The following is a 16,214-nucleotide window of genomic DNA, read 5'->3' as shown; positions in this document are numbered from 1 at the left end:
ATTTACTCGTAGCCCCGGCAAATAAACCTGGCGTTACCTATTTGTTAGGTTCGCCGCCGTCAGAGGCATCGAGCAGTTGCTGCGCAGCAAGCGCGGGGGTGAGCTCGCCGTCGCGCACCTGACGCTCGATCTCGGCGCGGACCCGCTTCACGTTCGGATTCGACAGCACCCGGTCGAGGACCGCATCGCGCACCATCGACCATGTCCACTCGACTTGCTGTGCGCGCCTGCGACTCTCGAACTCCCCCGCCTCGGTGAGCACGTCGCGGTGTTTGAGCACCGTCGCCCACAGCTCCTCGAGACCGGTTCCTTCGAGCGCGCTCATCGTGAGAACTGGTGGGCGCCAGAGTGTTTCGCGCGGATAGATGAGGCGGATTGCGCCAGAGAGCTCACGCGCGGCCCGCTTGGCCTCGATCGCGTGCTCACCGTCGGCCTTGTTCACCACGACGATGTCGGCGAGTTCGAGAACACCCTTCTTGATGCCCTGCAACTGGTCGCCGGTGCGTGCGAGGGTCAGGAACACGAACGTGTCGACCATGTTCGCGACCGTCACCTCGGACTGGCCCACGCCGACCGTCTCGACCAGCACCACATCGAAACCCGCCGCCTCCAACAACACGATCGTCTCGCGCGTGGCCTTGGCGACCCCGCCCAAGGTTCCCGACGTGGGCGACGGACGGATGTAGGCGTCGGGATGCACGGCCAGCTGCGCCATCCGGGTCTTGTCGCCGAGGATCGAGCCCCGAGTGCGCGTGGACGACGGGTCGACGGCCAGCACCGCTACGCGGTGACCCTGCTCGATCAGGTACATGCCGAGCGCTTCGATCGTCGTCGACTTGCCGACGCCGGGCACTCCGGTGATCCCGACGTGTAGCGAGCTGCCCGCGTGCGGGGTCAGCGTCAGCAGCAGTTCCTGCGCCTGCTCGCGATGGTCGGCACGCGTCGACTCGACCAGCGTGATGGCCCTCGCCAGGGCGGCACGGTCGCCGTCCACCACGGCGGCCGCGAGGTCGGCGGTCCGGTCGGCCATCTAGTCGAGGCGGTATCCCAGCCGCTCGGCCAGCTTGTGCAGCAGGCCGACCGCCGCGTCGGCGATGACTGTGCCGGGCGGGAAGATCGCGGTGGCGCCCGCGGCGTAGAGCTCGTCGAAGTCGCCCGGCGGGATGACTCCGCCGACCACGACCATGATGTCCGGCCGGCCGACCTCGGCGAGGGCCTCGCGCAGGGCGGGCACGAGGGTGAGGTGCCCGGCCGCCAGCGACGAGACGCCGACGACGTGTACGTCGTTGTCGGCCGCCTGTCGCGCGACCTCCTCGGGCGTGGAGAACAGCGAGCCGACGTCGACGTCGAATCCGATGTCGGCGAACGCGGTCGCGATCACCTTCTGGCCGCGGTCGTGTCCGTCCTGGCCCATCTTCGCGATCAGGATGCGCGGCTGACGACCGTCGGCTTCGGCGAACTTCTGCACCAGGTCGGTGGCTTTCGTGATGTTGCTGACGCCGTTCCCCCCCAACTCATCGCGGTAGACGCCGGCGATCGTACGGATCTCGGCGACGTGGCGCCCGTAAACCCGCTCGAGCGCATCGGAGATCTCGCCGACGGTGGCCTTGGCGCGCGCGGCGTTGATCGCCAGGGCGAGCAGGTTGTTGCCGAGCCCGTCGGCGCCCGCGGCCTCGCGGGTGCCCGCCGCCCGGCTCAGCTTGGCCAGCGCGGCATCCACCTCGGCCTGGTCACGTTCGGCGCGCAACCGTTCGAGTTTGGCGATCTGCTCTGCGCGCACCCGGCTGTTCTCGACCTTGAGAACCTCGACGTCGTGGTCCTCGTCGACCTGGTACTTGTTGACGCCGATCACGGTCTGCTGCCCGGAGTCGATCCGCGCCTGCGTGCGCGCGGCGGCCTCCTCGATGCGCAGTTTCGGGATGCCGTCGGAGATCGCCTGCGCCATCCCGCCGTGCTCGACGACCTCGCCGATGTGCATCCGCGCGGCGGTCGCGAGCTGATGGGTGAGCCACTCGACGTAGTACGAGCCGCCCCACGGGTCGATCGGGCGCGTGGTGCCCGACTCCTGCTGCAGCAGCAACTGGGTGTTGCGGGCGATGCGGGCCGAGAAGTCGGTCGGCAGCGCCAGCGCCTCGTCGAGCGCGTTGGTGTGCAGCGACTGGGTGTGCCCTTGGGTGGCCGCCATGGCCTCGATACATGTGCGCGCGACGTTGTTGAACGGATCCTGCGCCGTCAACGACCAGCCCGAGGTCTGCGAATGAGTACGCAATGACTTTGATTTGGGGTTCTTGGGTCCAAAATCAGCGACCAACTCGCTCCACAGCAGCCGGCCGGCACGCAGCTTGGCGACCTCCATGAAGAAGTTCATGCCGATGCCCCAGAAGAACGACAGCCGCGGTGCGAACTTGTCGACGTCGAGCCCGGCGTCGAGACCCGCCTTGATGTACTCGACACCGTCGGCCAGCGTGTAGGCCAGCTCGAGATCGGCTGTCGCACCGGCCTCCTGGATGTGGTAGCCGGAGATCGAGATCGAGTTGAACTTCGGCATCTTGGCGCTGGTGTAGCCGAAGATGTCGGAAATGATCCGCATCGACGCCTGCGGCGGATAGATGTAGGTGTTGCGGACCATGAACTCTTTGAGAATGTCGTTCTGGATGGTCCCGGCGAGCTTCTCCGGCGGCACGCCCTGCTCTTCGGCGGCGACGACGTACAGCGCGAGGATCGGGAGCACGGCGCCGTTCATCGTCATCGACACCGACACCGTGGACAGGTCGATGCCGTCGAATAGCTGGCGCATGTCGAGGATGGAATCGATTGCCACACCGGCCATTCCGACATCGCCCTGCACCCGCGGGTGGTCGGAGTCGTAACCGCGGTGGGTGGCCAGGTCGAACGCGACCGACAGACCCTTCTGACCCGCGGCGAGGTTGCGCCGGTAGAACGCGTTGGACTCCGCCGCCGTGGAGAAGCCCGCGTACTGCCGGATGGTCCACGGCTGGTTGACGTACATCGTCGGGTACGGCCCGCGCACGAACGGCGGCTCACCCGGGAAGGTGTCGAGCGGATAGCCTGCGGCGACGGCGGCATCGCGGTCGGCTCCGATGTAGACGGGTTTGACGTCGATGCCCTCCGGCGTCACCCAGTCCACCTGATCGGCGCCGTATCCGTGTGCCGCGGCGGCCGCCTCGACGTGTGCGGTGACGGCTGCCTCGGTCGGCGCCTCCGCACGCTTGTCGCCGTGCAGCGGGACGTCGGCGAAGCTACCGATGGTTTTCCCGATCCCAGCCGTGGCAGTCACCTCAGGCCCCCAATCCGGTGAGCAGGTCCGACAATGTGGCGACCGCGTCGATCTTCGCGGTCAGATAGCCGTCCGGTTTCGATTCCGCTTCCGCGACAGCCTTTTCCGGCCCCGCGAGCAGCACCCGCGACACACCGGCCGCACGCGCGGATTCCACCGCGGCGGACGCCTCCTCGGCGTAGCGGGCGTCGGTGCCGCAAATCACGGCGATCGGCGGGGTCGGGTCCGCCTCGGTCACCGCTTCGATGCCGCCCGAAGCGAGCAGGTTCGTCGCGAAGGTGGTGCGCACGTTGTGTTCGGCGAGCGGGCCGAGCGGCAGCAGGAGCACCTTCGGCCTGGCGCCGTTCTTCTCGAAGTAGGCGTCGGAGCGGTCGCGCAGCGCCTCGAAGCCGGCCGCGTAGCGGGCCACTCCGGACAGCGAATCGCCCTGTGGCAGCACCGGTTCGGCGATGTTGGGAAACTCGTTCACGCCCGTCAGCGCGGTGTGCCGGTGAGCGATGTCGTCGGCGCGCCGCTCGGCGACCTCCGCGATCTGGGCCGCGATGTGGTCACGGGCCTGTTCGAAGCCACCGCGGGATTCGATGTCCTGAAAGTGCTTCCACGCCTGTTCGGCGAGTTGTTCGGTCAGGTCCTCGACATGCCAGGAACCCGCCGCCGGGTCCAGCACGCGGCCCAGATGCGATTCCTCCAGCAGCAGCAGCTGCGTGTTGCGGGCCATGCGGCGTGCGAAGTTCGCGGAGGTCCCCGGGTAGCCGCCGGCGATCGCGACGTCGAACGGATGCACCTCGATGGTGTCCGCTCCCCCGACACCGGCCGAGAACGCGGCCACGGTGGTGCGCAGCATGTTCACCCACGGGTCGCGCTTGGCCATCATCGGCAGCGACGTCGCGGCGTGCAGGGTGACCGCTCCGTGCTCCGGCGCCCCGACCACCTCGGCGACGCGGGCCCACAGCAGCCGCGCCGCCCGCAGCTTCGCGATCGTCATGAACTGGTCGTCGTCGGCGGCGATGCGGAAGCTGATCTGGCGCAACGCATCCGAGATATCAAGGCTTCCATCGCCCAGCAGTCGCAGGTAGCTCACCCCCGCGGACACCAAGCCGGCGAGCTCCCACGACGCGTTGGCGCCGCGGTTGTGGAACGCGGGGCCGTCGACGGTGATGGTTCGGACGCCGCCGCGGTACTCGCCGAGCTTCGCGGCGGTGGTCACGACGGCCGCGGCCTCCGGGGCTTCGCGTCCGCTCAGCGGCGCGGTCAGCGGATCGGCGCCGAGGTCGACCGACAGCCGGGAGCGTTGATCCGCGTCGAGGTCGCCGAGCAATCCGAGCACCGCTTCGGCCGCCGAAAGGTAGTCCGTGCCCGCGATCTCGAAGAGCACAGGGACGAGGTCGAGGAAGACGCCGTCGAAGAGGCGGTCCAGTTCGGCGGCCGCGACGCCGGTCGATGCGCCGACGCGCACGACAAGGGCGCTGACACCTTCGGTGAGGGCGAGCAACATCGCGCCGTTGTGTTCGTCCACGCTGCCGGGCCCGTTCGCCGGAAACGCTTCGGCGACCCTCCAACCTGCTTTGACGTCGCGCAGCGCGTCGCTTCCGCGCACGAACGGCCACTGCCCCGGCAGCGGCGGTTCGGGCAGCGCGTCGACGCTGGTGTACAGCGGACGGATCGCGAAGCCGTCGTAGGTGGGTGAATCCAGCAGTCGCTCGGGTTCGGCGGGCAGATCGGCGGGATCGCGCCGGGTGCTCTTTGCCAGCACCCCGGCGACCGCTGAGCGCCAACGCTCCCGATCGGCCTCGACCGCAGTGGGTTTCTGCACGATCATCAGGCTAAATGATTGCCATCACACCGATGTCCGCCGGGCGGTCGACTCACGGCATCGCGAGCACGTGTCAGCGGCGGCGGTTCCGTAGTCTTGGTAAGCGTGAACTCCGTCGTCAGCACCCTTCGCGCAGTCCGCGGTGCGGTCATCGCGACGCTCTCGAGCGTCTCGCGGGCGCGTCTGCTCGGGTCGGCGGCGGCGATTGTGATTCTCGTCGCAATCGCATTGCTGGTCCCAGTGCCGACCGCGGTGCAGTTGCGCGACTGGGCCACCTCGGTGGGGCCGTGGTTCCCGCTGGCGTTTCTGGCTGCACACATCGTGGTCACGGTGTTCCCGTTCCCGCGCACGGCGTTCACGCTCGCCGCGGGCCTGCTCTTCGGCCCCGTGCTGGGCATCCCCCTCGCGGTCACCGCGGCGACCGTCAGCGCGGTCATCGCGCTGCTGCTCGTGCGGGCGGTGGGCCTGCAACTGAACCGGGTGGCGCGCCATCCACGGATCCAGGCCGTCGACGCGCGATTGCGTGCGCGCGGATGGCCGACGGTGCTGTCGATGCGGCTGATCCCGGCCGTGCCGTTCGCCGTGCTCAACTACGCGGCCGGCGTGTCATCGGTGCGCGTGCTGCCCTACACGCTGGCCACCTTGGCGGGGCTGGTGCCGGGCACCGCTGCGGTCGTGGTCCTCGGCGACGCACTCACCGGCAACGTCAGCCCGCTGCTCGTGCTGATTTCGTTCTGCACCGCCAGTTTGGGCGTCGCGGGGCTGGTCTACGAGATTCGCGTGCACCGGCGCCATCACCGCGATCAGGCCGCCGTAAACGACGCCGATCAACCCGTGCGGGTGACGGGATAACGCGCTGGCTCAGCGCGAATGCGCCCCGCCGCCCACGTTCGGCGCCGGTGGCGGGACGTTCGGCTGCTGGCCGATCCCCGGGAACGACGGCGGAGCGCTGACGGCGGCTGGACCGTCCACCGAGGTGCGCGCCTCGGCTTCGGCTTTCGCCACGGCGCGGGCGATCTCGGGATCGGTCTCGGTGTTGAACCAGTCGGCGACCTCTTCGTCGTCGTCGGTCTTGGCCGGCACGTCATCGACCGGCGACGGGGTGTAGCGGAACACGCCGTCCTCCCCCGGCGCGCCAAGCAGCTTGGTGAAACCCTGTAGCGCCGAACCGAAGTCGCTGGGCACCAGCCACACCTTGTTCGCCTCGCCCTTGGCCATCTGGGGCAGGGTCTGCAGGTACTGGTAGGCCAGCATCTCCGGCGTCGGCCGGCCCGCCTTGATCGCGGCGAAGGTCTTCTCGATGGCCTTGGCCTGGCCCTGAGCCTGCAGGTACGCGGCGGCGCGTTCGCCCTGGGCCCGCAGCATGCGCGACTGCCGGTCCGCTTCGGCCGCGAGGATGGCCGCTTGTTTGGCACCCTCGGCCGCGAGGATCTGCGCCTGCTTCTGACCCTCGGCCTGCTTGATCGACGCTTCCCGGTTGCCCTCGGCGGTCAGGATCATGGCGCGTTTCTCGCGGTCGGCGCGCATCTGCTTTTCCATCGAGTCCTGAATCGAAGGAGGCGGGTCGATGCTCCGCAGTTCCACCCGCGCCACGCGCAGGCCCCACCGACCGGTGGCCTCGTCCAGCACCCCGCGCAGCTGACCATTGATGGAGTCACGGGAGGTCAGCGTCTGCTCCAGCGTCATGCCGCCGACCACGTTGCGCAGCGTGGTGGTGGTCAGCTGCTCGACGCCGACGATGTAGTTGCTGATCTGGTAGACCGCGGCCTGCGGGTTGGTCACCTGGAAGTAGACGACGGTGTCGATGTTGACCGTCAGGTTGTCCTCGGTGATCACCGGCTGCGGCGGGAAGGAGACCACGCGCTCGCGCAGGTCGACCCGCGCGCGGATCCTGTCGATGAACGGCAGCAGCAGCGTCAGCTGACCGGACACGGTCTTGCTGTAGCGCCCGAGCCGCTCGATCACCGCGGCTTCGGCCTGGGGTATCAGCGCGATCGACTTCGCGACGATGATGGCTGCGAACACCACCAGCACGCCGACGAGCACCAAGCCGGCGACAGCTCCATCCATGACGATTCCTTCCCTCGTACCCAGTGTGTTCTAGGCGAGCTTCTGGACGACAGCGGTGGCGCCGTCGATGTGCACGACGGTCACATTGTCCCCCGGTTCGTACACGTCGTTCTCGTTGAGCGGGCGTGCCGTCCAGACTTCACCGTCCAGCTTCACCTGCCCCTCGTGCTGCGCCACCCGATCGAGCACCAGCGCGCTCTTGCCCTCGAGCGCCTTGGCCGGGTCGGGCAGGCCGGTACCGGCCTGAAAATGCCTGCGCAGCGCGGGACGCACGAGCACCAGCAACAGGATCGACACGACGGCGAACACCGCGCCGTGGACCCACAGATCGTCGAAGATCAGGCTCGACCCGGCGGCGGCCAACGCCCCGCCACCGAGCATGAGCAAGAACAGGTCACCGGTCAGGGCCTCGGCGCCGGCGAGCGCCAGCGCCGCGATCAACCAGATCAGCGCAGCGGGCATGACGCCACCCTATCGTCGCGCCCGACCGTGTGCGGGCGTAACAACTACACTTCGGACATCATGTGGTGTCCCAGTGTTTCGCTGTCGGTGTGGGCCAATGCCTGGTTGGCTGGCATGGCCGCACCCGACGACCTGCTCGACGCGCTTTCCCATTGGGCGCCAAAGCATTCCGTGACGGCTTATGACTCCGTGGCGGCCGGTGCGACCGGCCTGCCGTGGCCCGATCTGGTGGATGCGGGGGCGGTGTCGCTGCTGCAGACGCTGCGCACGGCCGCCGGCCCCGGTGTCACAGGGCCGCCGATCGGACTGGCGCTGCCGGTCCCCGGTGACGTCCGGGGATTGCCCGCAGGGACTCAGTTCCAGCGCGACGCGGTGACCGCGGGCGAGGCCATCGTCGTCTCCGGAGCCGGCTCCATCGGGCTGGTACCGGATTTCGAGTACGACGACGGTCCCGAGGACGACGACGGGTACGACCGCGACCCCTGCGGCCTGTCGTGGACGGTGTACTCGATCCCCGAGGCGTCCACACCCGCCGAACACGTCGACCTCGGCGAGGCGGAGTACGCACTGCGGTCGGCGGTTCGCTCGGCGGCCGACGCGCTCGGGACGTTGCGCACGGGAGCGGCCGAGATCGATGTGGAGGATCCGCGCGGGCTCGTCGAGCAGGTGCTCGAATCCACCCGCATGCACCGCCTTCCCGACCACGCCCCCAGCCGGGCGGTGCGCGTGCTGGAGAACGCCGCGCACGTCGACGCGATCATCTCGGTCAGCGCCGGGCTGATTCCGATCGGCATGCACAGCTCCACCGAGGTCCAGATCGCCAACGATGCGCTGCGACCGCTGTCGTCCGTGGTGCGCTCGGCGCGACTGGCCGCGGTCGACGCGGTCCTGCACTCGGCCTGGCAGGGCTAGCCGCAGGCCGGCGTGCACACCACGCCGTCGACCGAAACCCCCTGCAGTGGCGGTGGATTCGTACCGGCCATCCGTTCGGGTTCGCGGCCGTCACGCAACTCGGCGATCAGCTCGGCGGCGACGCGCGCGAGTTCGGCGTTCGGCGTCGCGGCCCTGGCGAACGCCACGCTGGCCTCCTCGGCCTGAAGGCGCAATTCGTGATCGAGGTCCCAGACCACCTCGATGTGATCGGCGACGAACCCGATCGGGCAGACGACCACGGCTTTGGTTCCGCTTTCTGCGAGCGACGAGAGATGTTCCCCCACATCGGGTTCCAGCCAGGGCACCTGCGGCGGCCCAGACCGCGACTGCCACACCTGGTCATAATCGGCGTATCCCGCCGCGGCCGCGACGAGGCTGGCGGCGTAGGCCACCTGCCGCTCGTAAAGCTGAGTGCCGCAGCGTGATCGCGCGGCCAGCGGAATCGAGTGGGCGGTGAACACCAGCCGCGCACCCTCGGGTACCGTGCGCGCGGCGGCGGTGACCGCATCGGCGAACATCTGCACGAACAGCGGGTGGTCGAAGTATTGGCGCAGCTTGACCAGCTGCGGGGCCGAGGCGCCGGCAGCCCGCCGCCCTCTGGCGATGTCCTCGACGTACTGGGTGCAGCTCGAATAGCCACCCCAGGCCGACGTGGTGAACACCGCCGCGCGCCGCACTCCGTCGTCGCGCATGGCGGTCACGGCGTCCTCGACGTACGGTTCCCAGTTGCGGTTGCCGAAGTACACCGGCACGTCGATGTAAGCGCGTAGCCGCTCGATCACGGCGCGGTTGATGCCGTTGATCGGTGAAACGCCGTCGAAATGCAGGTAGTGCTCGGCGACCGCCGCCAACCGTTCCCGCGGGATGCCGCGCCCGCGAGTGACGTTCTCCAGGAACGGGATCACGTCCTCGGGGCGCTCCGGACCGCCGAACGAGAGCAGCAGGACGGCTTCGATGTCCGAGCAGTCCATCCTTATAACAATTGGGTGCTGGCGCCGCCGTCGGCGTAGATGACGGTGCCGGTGGTGGCGGGCAGCCAGTCCGACAACAGGGCGCACACGGTCTTGGCGACCGGGGTCGGATCCTTCATGTCCCAGCCGACCGGGGCGCGTTGATCCCAGCCCTCCTCGAGCAACCGCATCTGCTCGCCGGCCTCGGCGCCCAGGGCGCCACCGACGATCGCGCTCATGGCGAGCGTGCGGATCGGGCCCGCCGCGACGAGGTTCGAGCGCACACCGTAGGGCCCGGCCTCGCGAGCGACGAAGCGGTTCACCGACTCCAGCGCGCTCTTGGCCACGGTCATCCAGTTGTAGGCGGGCATCGCGCGGGTCGGGTCGAAGTCCATGCCGACGATGCTGCCGCCGCGGTTCATGATCGGCAGCGTGGCCTTGGCCAGGGAAGCGTACGAATACGCCGAGATGTGAATGCCTTTCGACACATCCTCGTAGGGGGCGTCGAAGAACGGGTTGATGCCCATCCCCGACTGCGGCATGAAGCCGATCGAGTGCACGACGCCGTCGATCTTGTTGCCGTCGCCGATCACCTCGGTGATGCGGTCGGCCAACGAGTCGAGATGCTCGCCGTTCTGCACGTCGAGTTCCAGCAGCGGCGCCGGATTCGGCAGCCGGTCGGCGATGCGCTGGATCAGCTTCATCCGGTCGAACCCGGTGAGCACCAATTCCGCGCCGGCCTCCTGAGCGACCTTGGCGATGTGGAACGCGATCGACGAGTCGGTGATGATTCCCGTGACGAGGATGCGCTTGCCTTCAAGCAAACCGGTCATGTGAAAGTCCCTCTCTCTACGTGAAGATCTAGTGGCCCATACCCATGCCGCCGTCGACGGGGATCACCGCGCCGGCGATATAGCTCGCATCCTCGGACGCCAGGAAGCTGACCGCGCCCGCGACCTCCTCGGCGGTGCCCACGCGCTTGGCGGGGATGAAATCGAGCGCCCCGGCCTGGATCCGCTCGTCGAGGGCACGGGTCATCTCGGTGTCGATATAGCCGGGCGCGACGACGTTGGCGGTCACGTTGACCTTCGACAGCTCCCGCGAGATCGAGCGGGCCATGCCGATCAGGCCGGCCTTGGCGGCGGCGTAATTGGCCTGGTTGCCGATGCCCCACATGCCGGACACCGAGCCGATGAAGATGATCCGGCCGAACCGCTTGCGCTGCATGGTGCGCGAGGCCCGCTGGGCGACTCGGAACGCCCCGGTCAGGTTGGCGTTGATGACCTCTTCGAAGCGCTCCTCGGTCATCCGCATGAGGAACGCGTCCTTGGAGATGCCGGCGTTGGAGACCAGCACCTCGACCGGACCCTGATGCTCCTCGACCTCCTTGAATGCGCGGTCGACGGCGGCGTTGTCGGTGACGTCGCACACCACCCCGAACAGCCCTTCGGGGGCCCCGGAACCGCGGTGGGTGACGGCGACCTTGTGACCGTCGGCGGCGAGGCGCTGTGCGATGGCCAGACCAATACCGCGGTTGCCGCCGGTCACCAGCACGGAGCGGGAGACGAAAGGCGGGCGACCGCCTGTCGATTCAGCTTCGGCGGTCGCTCCGGTGTCATTGCTCGCCTGCGCAGTCATGCCCGCCAACCTATCGCCTGCCCGCCATTCTTAAGAAATCGCCTTAGTGAAGCGGGGCGCTCACAGCGGCAGCCGGCGGTTGATCAGCAGCGCGGCGACGGCCGCCACGGCCGCGAACAGCGCACCGAGCCGGAGCCAGCCCGTGGTTGCCTCGCCGCGAACCGTCTCATAGCCGATCTGGTCCTGCAGGGTCTCGTAGACCTTGTTGAGTTCGTCGAGGTTGGACGCGGTGTAGGACTCTCCCCCGGAGAGCGCGGCGACCTTCTTCATGCCCTCGTCGTCGACGGGAACGGGCACCCGCTCGTTGTTCACTTCGACCGAGCCGTTCGGGGTCCCGAACGAGATCGTCGAGATCGGCACGCCCTGGTCCTTGGCGGCCCGCGCGGCGGTGAACACGCCCTTCGGGTTGTCCGGGTTGTTCGGCACGGTCTCCTTGCCGTCGGAGAAGAGCACGATGTGCGCGGGCGGCGGCGTGTCACCACCGCCGATCACGGCGCCGACGGTGGAGATCGACGAGAGCGCGGTGAAGATGGCCTCACCGGTGGCGGTGCGATCGGCCACCTGCAGATTCTCGATCGCGCGACGGCTCGCGTCGCGGTTGGTGGTCGGCGATACCAGGACGTTGGCAGTGCCGGCGTAGGCGATCACGCCGAGGTTGATGCCCGGGGTGAGTTCGTCGACGAATTTCTTCGACGCCTCCTGCGCGGCCGCCAGGCGGCTCGGTTCGACGTCGGTGGCGCGCATCGACTGCGACACGTCCATCACCAGCATCACCACCGCACGATTGCGGGGCAGCCGCTGGTCGTGGGTGGGTCCGGCGAGCGCGATCGTGCACAGCAGCAGCGAGATCGCCAGCAGCGCCGCGGGAACGTGGCGCAGCGGGCTCGGCCGTTTGGGCGCGACGCTGTCGAGCAATTCGGTGTTGGCGAAGCGCTGCAACCGCTTTCGCCGGGCGGCCTGCGCGGCGGCGTACAGCACGGCCAGCGCCAGCAGCAGCACCAGAAACAGCAGGAACCACCAGATGTGCTGAAAGCCGGTCAGCGAGAGCGGACCCAGCAGCGGAAGCGTCATGTCAGATCGTCATCCCTTGCGCATCAGTTCGGTAGACGACGGTTGATGAACAGGGCCGCCAGGGTCGCCATCACGAGCGCGAACGTTCCCAGCCGCAGCCAGCCCACGCTCGCGTCCCCCCGGATCGTCTCGTAGCCGATCTGCTGCTGCAGGTTGGCGTAGACCTCGCGCAGCTGCTGAAGGCTCGATGCGGTGAACGCCTCGCCGCCCGACAGATCGGCGATCTTCTTGAGCATCTCGTCGTCGACCGGCACGGGTTGGCGTTGGTCGTTGATCTCGACGTAGCCGTACGGCGTGCCGAACGAGATCGTCGAAATCGGCACGCCCTGGTCCTTCGCGGTGCGCGCCGCGGTGTAGGCGCCCTTCGGGTTGTCCGGGTTCGACGGCACGGTCTCCTTGCCGTCGGAGAACAACACGATGCGCGCCGGCGGGGGTTCGTCGCCGCCGCCGATCACCGCACCCACGGTGGCGATCGCCTGCAGAGCGGTGAAGATGCCCTCACCGGTCGCCGTGCGGTCGGCGAACTGGAGCTTGTCGATCGCGGCCTTGGTCGCCTCCCTGCCCGTGGTCGGCGAGACCAGAACCGTCGCCGTGCCGGCATACGAGATCAGTCCGAGGTTGATGCCCGGGGTGAGCTCGTCGGCGAACTGCTTGGACGCCTCCTGCGCGGCGGCCATGCGGTTGGGCGCGACGTCGGTGGCCCGCATCGACTGCGAAACGTCCATCACGAGCATCACCACCGCGCGGTTGCGCGGGATGCGGACGTCGTGTGTGGGGCCCGCCATCGCCACCGTCAAGAACACCAGCCCGATCACGAGCAGGATTGCGGGCACATGGCGCCAGCGCGAGGGCCGTTTGGGCGCAACGCTTTCCAGCAGCTCCATGTTTGCGAAGCGCAGCATCCGCCGGTGCCGCGCCACCTGCACGACGAGGTAGAGCCCGACGATTGCGAGCACCGCGATGAGGAACAGGAAGAACCAGGCGTTTTCGAAACCCGACAGCGTCATGGGTCCGAGCAACGGCAATGTCATGTGCGCCTAATCATTTCGATGTCAGGCGTGGCCCGCCAGCGCGCCACGCCTGCGGTTGGCCACGAACCGGACGACGTCGGCGATCCAGTCGCGGTCGGTGCGCAGCGTCAACAGCGGTGCGTCGCATCGCCGCAACGTCCTGGCCACCTCCGCGCGGTGCGCCGCGGCCGCCCGCTCGAAGTCGTCGCGCAACTGCTCGTCGATGGTGAACTCACGGGTCGCGCCGGTCTCGGCGTCCTGCAAGACCACGTCGCCGACGGCAGGCAGTTCGACGTCGCGCGGGTCGAGCACCTCGATGCCCAGCACCTCGTGGCGACCCGAGATCGCCCGCAGCGGGCGCATCCAGTTGATGGGCCCGAGGAAGTCGCTGATGATGACCGCCATCCCGCGGCGCCGTTCGGGCCTGCGCAGTGCGTCGATCGCGGCGGCGAGGTCGCCGCGGACGCCGGGCGGGGCCTTGGGCATCGTCGCGATGGCGCGCAGCATCTCCTGCTCGTGCATGCGGCCCGACAGCGCCGGCACCCGTCGCACGGTGTCACCGTTGGCGATGATCGCGCCGATGCGGTTACCGCCTCCGCTGTTGAGGAACGTGATCGCCGCAGCCGCGGCCACGGCCAGATCGCGCTTCTCGCAACCGGTGGTACCGAAGTCGAGGCTGGCCGACATGTCGACGACGAGCCAGGTTTCGAGCTCCCGGTCGGCGATCATCTGCCGCACGTGCGGATGCGTGGTGCGTGCCGTGACCGACCAGTCCATCCGGCGCACATCGTCACCGGGCTGATAAAGCCGCGACTCCCCCGGTTCCGAACCCGGGCCGGGTAGCAGGCCGAGGTGGTCGCCGTGCAGCACACCGTCGAGCTTGCGCCGCACGGTCAATTCGAGCTTGCGCAGCGCCGCACTCAGCGCGGGGTCACGGATCTCGCCGCGCTTCAGCGACGGCAGATCAATGGAGCGTCGGGAGCTGGTCACCGATTGCTGGCCGCTCCAGCGGCGGCGGGCACGACGGGCGGCACCGAATGACCTTGCTGCGGAATGGCGTTCACCTGCGGCAGGGCCACGGTCTGCAGGATACGGTTGATCACCGTCTCCGCCGAGATCTCGTCGGCCAACGCGTCGTAGGTCAGCACCAGCCGGTGCCGCAGCACGTCGGGGATGACCTCGACGACGTCCTGCGGGATCACGTAGTCGCGTCCCCGCACCAGCGCGAGTGCACGCGACGCCGCGATGATGCCGAGCGATGCGCGCGGCGACGCCCCGTAGGCGATCCACGCCTTGGCGTCGGGCATCCCGAACTTCTCGGGCTGACGCGTCGCGGTGACCACCCGCACGACGTAGTCGACCAGCGCGTGGTGCACGAAGTTGTTGGCAGCCACGTCCTGCAAACGCAGCAGGTCGCCGGGCGCCAGGATCTGCTTGGGTTCCGGCGGCTTGACGCCCATCCGGTAGATGATCTCGCGCTCTTCCTCGGGCGACGGGTAGTCGATGTTCAGCTTGAACAGGAAGCGGTCACGCTGGGCCTCGGGCAGGGCGTACACGCCCTCCTGCTCGATCGGGTTCTGTGTGGCCATCACCAGGAACGGCTGGGGCAGCGGGAACGTCTTGCCGCCGATGGAGATCTTGCGCTCGGCCATGACCTCCAGAAGAGCCGACTGCACCTTGGCGGGGGCGCGGTTGATCTCGTCGGCGAGCAGGAAGTTGACCACCACGGGCCCGAGTTCGATGTCGAACTCCTCCTTGCCCACCCGGTAGATGCGGGTACCGACGATGTCGGTCGGCACCAGGTCCGGTGTGAACTGAATGCGGGCGAAGGTGCCGCCAACCACCTTCGCGAAGGTCTCGACGGCCAGCGTCTTGGCGACGCCCGGCACGCCCTCGAGCAGTACGTGACCCTTGGCGAGCAGGCCGACCAGCATGCGCTCGACCAGCTGGTCCTGGCCGACGATGATCCGCTTCACCTCGAAAACGGCCCGTTCGAGAGTGTGGACCTCCTGCTGCAGACCGCCGTTCTGGGAAGCGGGGCTCGACGGCGCGGCGTGCGAGCCCTGGTATCCCTGTGCCGGTGCCTGGCCGGGGTAGCCTCCAGGCCCCTGCGACGGCCCACTCGGTGAGGTCATCAACGTTCCTTCCACATAACTCGCTGGTCAGTGGCGCGCCACCCGGTCGGGGCGGCACGCTCGCCGTCAACTATTCCAGGCACGGCAGAATCCGTCGACGCCACCCGAAACGTTCAGCTTCGGCTCAGGCTGCGCTCAGGATTCGATGATGCGCGCCACATACGGCTGCAGGCCGGACTGACGCACCGGGCTCACCGTCACCTTGCCCGCGCTGCCCGAGGCCTCCAGCATCTTGCCGCCGCCTAGGTAGAGCGCCACGTGCTGGCTGCCGCCGGGACCCCAGAACAACAGGTCGCCGCGCTTGGCCTGCGACGTCGGCACCTTGCGTCCGGTGTTGTACTGGTCGCCGGAGTACTTGGGGATCAGCACGCCGACGCCCGCGAACGAGAACTGGGTGAAGCCCGAGCAGTCGAAGCCGACGGTGTTGGCGCCCGAGTCGATGCCCGTGCTCGGTCCGCTCGGCTTACCGCCGCCCCACGAGTACGGCACGCCCATCTGCGAGGCGCCGCGGCGGATCACGTACTCGATCGCCTGCGGTCCGCGGACCCGCCCCGGCGCGACGCTCGCCGTCGCGGCCTCCGGGGGCGCGAGGCCCAACGTCGTCAGGAACTTGCGACCCAGCCCCATCGTGACTTCGGTGGCCTGGGCGGTCGCCGCGAGCGAGGCGTTGGCGATCGCCAACGGGTCGCCGGGGGCGCCGGCGCTGATCAACTTCGGCAGCGTCGGATCCCACTGGCCGTCCTCGGGCGCCGACGTGGCCGGCGTCGCCAGCCCAACGGTCAGCGCCACCGTGGCCACCAGCAGCGCACAACCACTCAAGAACCGAATCAGTCT

15 protein-coding genes are annotated in these 16,214 nt (G+C 68.6%); 2 read left to right on the top strand and 13 right to left on the bottom strand.

Features of this window, described 5'->3' with window-relative positions:
* Positions 1-37: 37 nt before the first annotated feature.
* The 3 genes from meaB to mutA are packed head-to-tail and all read right to left on the bottom strand — an operon-like array spanning position 38 to position 5,117.
* Positions 38-1,030 (bottom strand): methylmalonyl Co-A mutase-associated GTPase MeaB, encoded by a 993-nt coding sequence (gene meaB / locus A5650_RS12470; protein WP_067291267.1) that lies wholly within the window; start codon positions 1,028-1,030, stop codon positions 38-40.
* Positions 1,031-3,280, bottom strand: coding sequence for a methylmalonyl-CoA mutase (gene scpA, locus A5650_RS12465; protein WP_156744120.1), 2,250 nt, complete (start codon positions 3,278-3,280; stop codon positions 1,031-1,033).
* A gap of 19 nt (positions 3,281-3,299) precedes the next feature.
* Positions 3,300-5,117, bottom strand: coding sequence for a methylmalonyl-CoA mutase small subunit (mutA, locus tag A5650_RS12460; protein WP_067291260.1), 1,818 nt, complete (start codon positions 5,115-5,117; stop codon positions 3,300-3,302).
* A 99-nt stretch (positions 5,118-5,216) separates the two neighbouring features.
* Here mutA and A5650_RS12455 point away from each other — a divergent pair, with 99 nt between their 5' ends.
* Positions 5,217-5,963 carry a TVP38/TMEM64 family protein gene (locus tag A5650_RS12455; protein WP_067291257.1) on the top strand — a complete coding sequence of 249 codons (747 nt, stop codon included), beginning with the start codon at positions 5,217-5,219 and terminating at the stop codon, positions 5,961-5,963.
* A 9-nt stretch (positions 5,964-5,972) separates the two neighbouring features.
* On the opposite strand, the gene A5650_RS12450 is transcribed toward A5650_RS12455, so the two are convergent.
* Entirely contained in the window at positions 5,973-7,181 is a 1,209-nt protein-coding gene (locus A5650_RS12450; RefSeq protein WP_067291254.1) for an SPFH domain-containing protein, read from the bottom strand.
* 30 nt (positions 7,182-7,211) lie between these two features.
* On the bottom strand, positions 7,212-7,643 hold the full coding sequence (locus tag A5650_RS12445; RefSeq protein ID WP_067291251.1) for an NfeD family protein: 432 nt from the start codon (positions 7,641-7,643) through the stop codon (positions 7,212-7,214).
* Between the two features lie 60 nt (positions 7,644-7,703).
* Here A5650_RS12445 and A5650_RS12440 point away from each other — a divergent pair, with 60 nt between their 5' ends.
* Positions 7,704-8,555: an Rv1486c family protein gene (locus A5650_RS12440; RefSeq protein ID WP_067291690.1), complete on the top strand. Its 852-nt coding sequence runs from the start codon at positions 7,704-7,706 to the stop codon at positions 8,553-8,555.
* On the opposite strand, the gene A5650_RS12435 is transcribed toward A5650_RS12440, so the two are convergent.
* The 8 genes from A5650_RS12435 to ripB form a co-directional block, all read right to left on the bottom strand.
* Positions 8,552-9,547: a ferrochelatase gene (locus tag A5650_RS12435; RefSeq protein WP_067291248.1), complete on the bottom strand. Its 996-nt coding sequence runs from the start codon at positions 9,545-9,547 to the stop codon at positions 8,552-8,554. The two genes, A5650_RS12440 and A5650_RS12435, sit on opposite strands and share 4 nt — an antisense overlap.
* 2 nt (positions 9,548-9,549) lie before the next feature.
* Positions 9,550-10,359 (bottom strand): NADH-dependent enoyl-ACP reductase InhA, encoded by an 810-nt coding sequence (inhA, locus tag A5650_RS12430; protein ID WP_067291241.1) that lies wholly within the window; start codon positions 10,357-10,359, stop codon positions 9,550-9,552.
* 28 nt (positions 10,360-10,387) lie between these two features.
* On the bottom strand, positions 10,388-11,164 hold the full coding sequence (fabG1, locus tag A5650_RS12425; RefSeq protein ID WP_067291232.1) for a 3-oxoacyl-ACP reductase FabG1: 777 nt from the start codon (positions 11,162-11,164) through the stop codon (positions 10,388-10,390).
* Positions 11,165-11,224: 60 nt separating this feature from the next.
* Positions 11,225-12,235: a VWA domain-containing protein gene (locus A5650_RS12420; RefSeq protein WP_067291229.1), complete on the bottom strand. Its 1,011-nt coding sequence runs from the start codon at positions 12,233-12,235 to the stop codon at positions 11,225-11,227.
* Positions 12,236-12,258: 23 nt separating this feature from the next.
* Positions 12,259-13,266, bottom strand: a complete 1,008-nt coding sequence (locus tag A5650_RS12415) for a VWA domain-containing protein (RefSeq protein ID WP_067291226.1) — start codon at positions 13,264-13,266, stop codon at positions 12,259-12,261.
* 21 nt (positions 13,267-13,287) lie between these two features.
* Positions 13,288-14,235, bottom strand: a complete 948-nt coding sequence (locus A5650_RS12410; RefSeq protein WP_067291223.1) for a DUF58 domain-containing protein — start codon at positions 14,233-14,235, stop codon at positions 13,288-13,290.
* Positions 14,232-15,380: a chaperone MoxR1 gene (gene moxR1 / locus A5650_RS12405; protein WP_064348434.1), complete on the bottom strand. Its 1,149-nt coding sequence runs from the start codon at positions 15,378-15,380 to the stop codon at positions 14,232-14,234. The genes A5650_RS12410 and moxR1 overlap by 4 nt, the downstream gene beginning before the upstream one ends.
* Before the next feature lie 135 nt (positions 15,381-15,515).
* Positions 15,516-16,199 carry an NlpC/P60 family peptidoglycan endopeptidase RipB gene (gene ripB / locus A5650_RS12400; protein ID WP_502687067.1) on the bottom strand — a complete coding sequence of 228 codons (684 nt, stop codon included), beginning with the start codon at positions 16,197-16,199 and terminating at the stop codon, positions 15,516-15,518.
* Positions 16,200-16,214 lie beyond the last annotated feature (15 nt).

This window comes from Mycobacterium sp. 1164985.4 (genome assembly GCF_001668575.1).
GTDB lineage: Bacteria > Actinomycetota > Actinomycetes > Mycobacteriales > Mycobacteriaceae > Mycobacterium.
This window is presented reverse-complemented; position numbering and strand designations above follow the sequence as displayed.

Coding starts and splice junctions, on each gene's coding strand:
- A5650_RS12435 (WP_067291248.1), bottom strand. CDS start 9,547: ATGGACTGCTCGGACATCGAAGCCGTCCTGCTGCTCTCGTTCGGCGGT.
- meaB (WP_067291267.1), bottom strand. CDS start 1,030: ATGGCCGACCGGACCGCCGACCTCGCGGCCGCCGTGGTGGACGGCGAC.
- fabG1 (WP_067291232.1), bottom strand. CDS start 11,164: ATGACTGCGCAGGCGAGCAATGACACCGGAGCGACCGCCGAAGCTGAA.
- A5650_RS12450 (WP_067291254.1), bottom strand. CDS start 7,181: ATGGATGGAGCTGTCGCCGGCTTGGTGCTCGTCGGCGTGCTGGTGGTG.
- moxR1 (WP_064348434.1), bottom strand. CDS start 15,380: ATGACCTCACCGAGTGGGCCGTCGCAGGGGCCTGGAGGCTACCCCGGC.
- A5650_RS12440 (WP_067291690.1), top strand. CDS start 7,704: ATGTGGTGTCCCAGTGTTTCGCTGTCGGTGTGGGCCAATGCCTGGTTG.
- inhA (WP_067291241.1), bottom strand. CDS start 10,359: ATGACCGGTTTGCTTGAAGGCAAGCGCATCCTCGTCACGGGAATCATC.
- A5650_RS12415 (WP_067291226.1), bottom strand. CDS start 13,266: ATGACATTGCCGTTGCTCGGACCCATGACGCTGTCGGGTTTCGAAAAC.
- mutA (WP_067291260.1), bottom strand. CDS start 5,117: ATGATCGTGCAGAAACCCACTGCGGTCGAGGCCGATCGGGAGCGTTGG.
- A5650_RS12445 (WP_067291251.1), bottom strand. CDS start 7,643: ATGCCCGCTGCGCTGATCTGGTTGATCGCGGCGCTGGCGCTCGCCGGC.
- A5650_RS12420 (WP_067291229.1), bottom strand. CDS start 12,235: ATGACGCTTCCGCTGCTGGGTCCGCTCTCGCTGACCGGCTTTCAGCAC.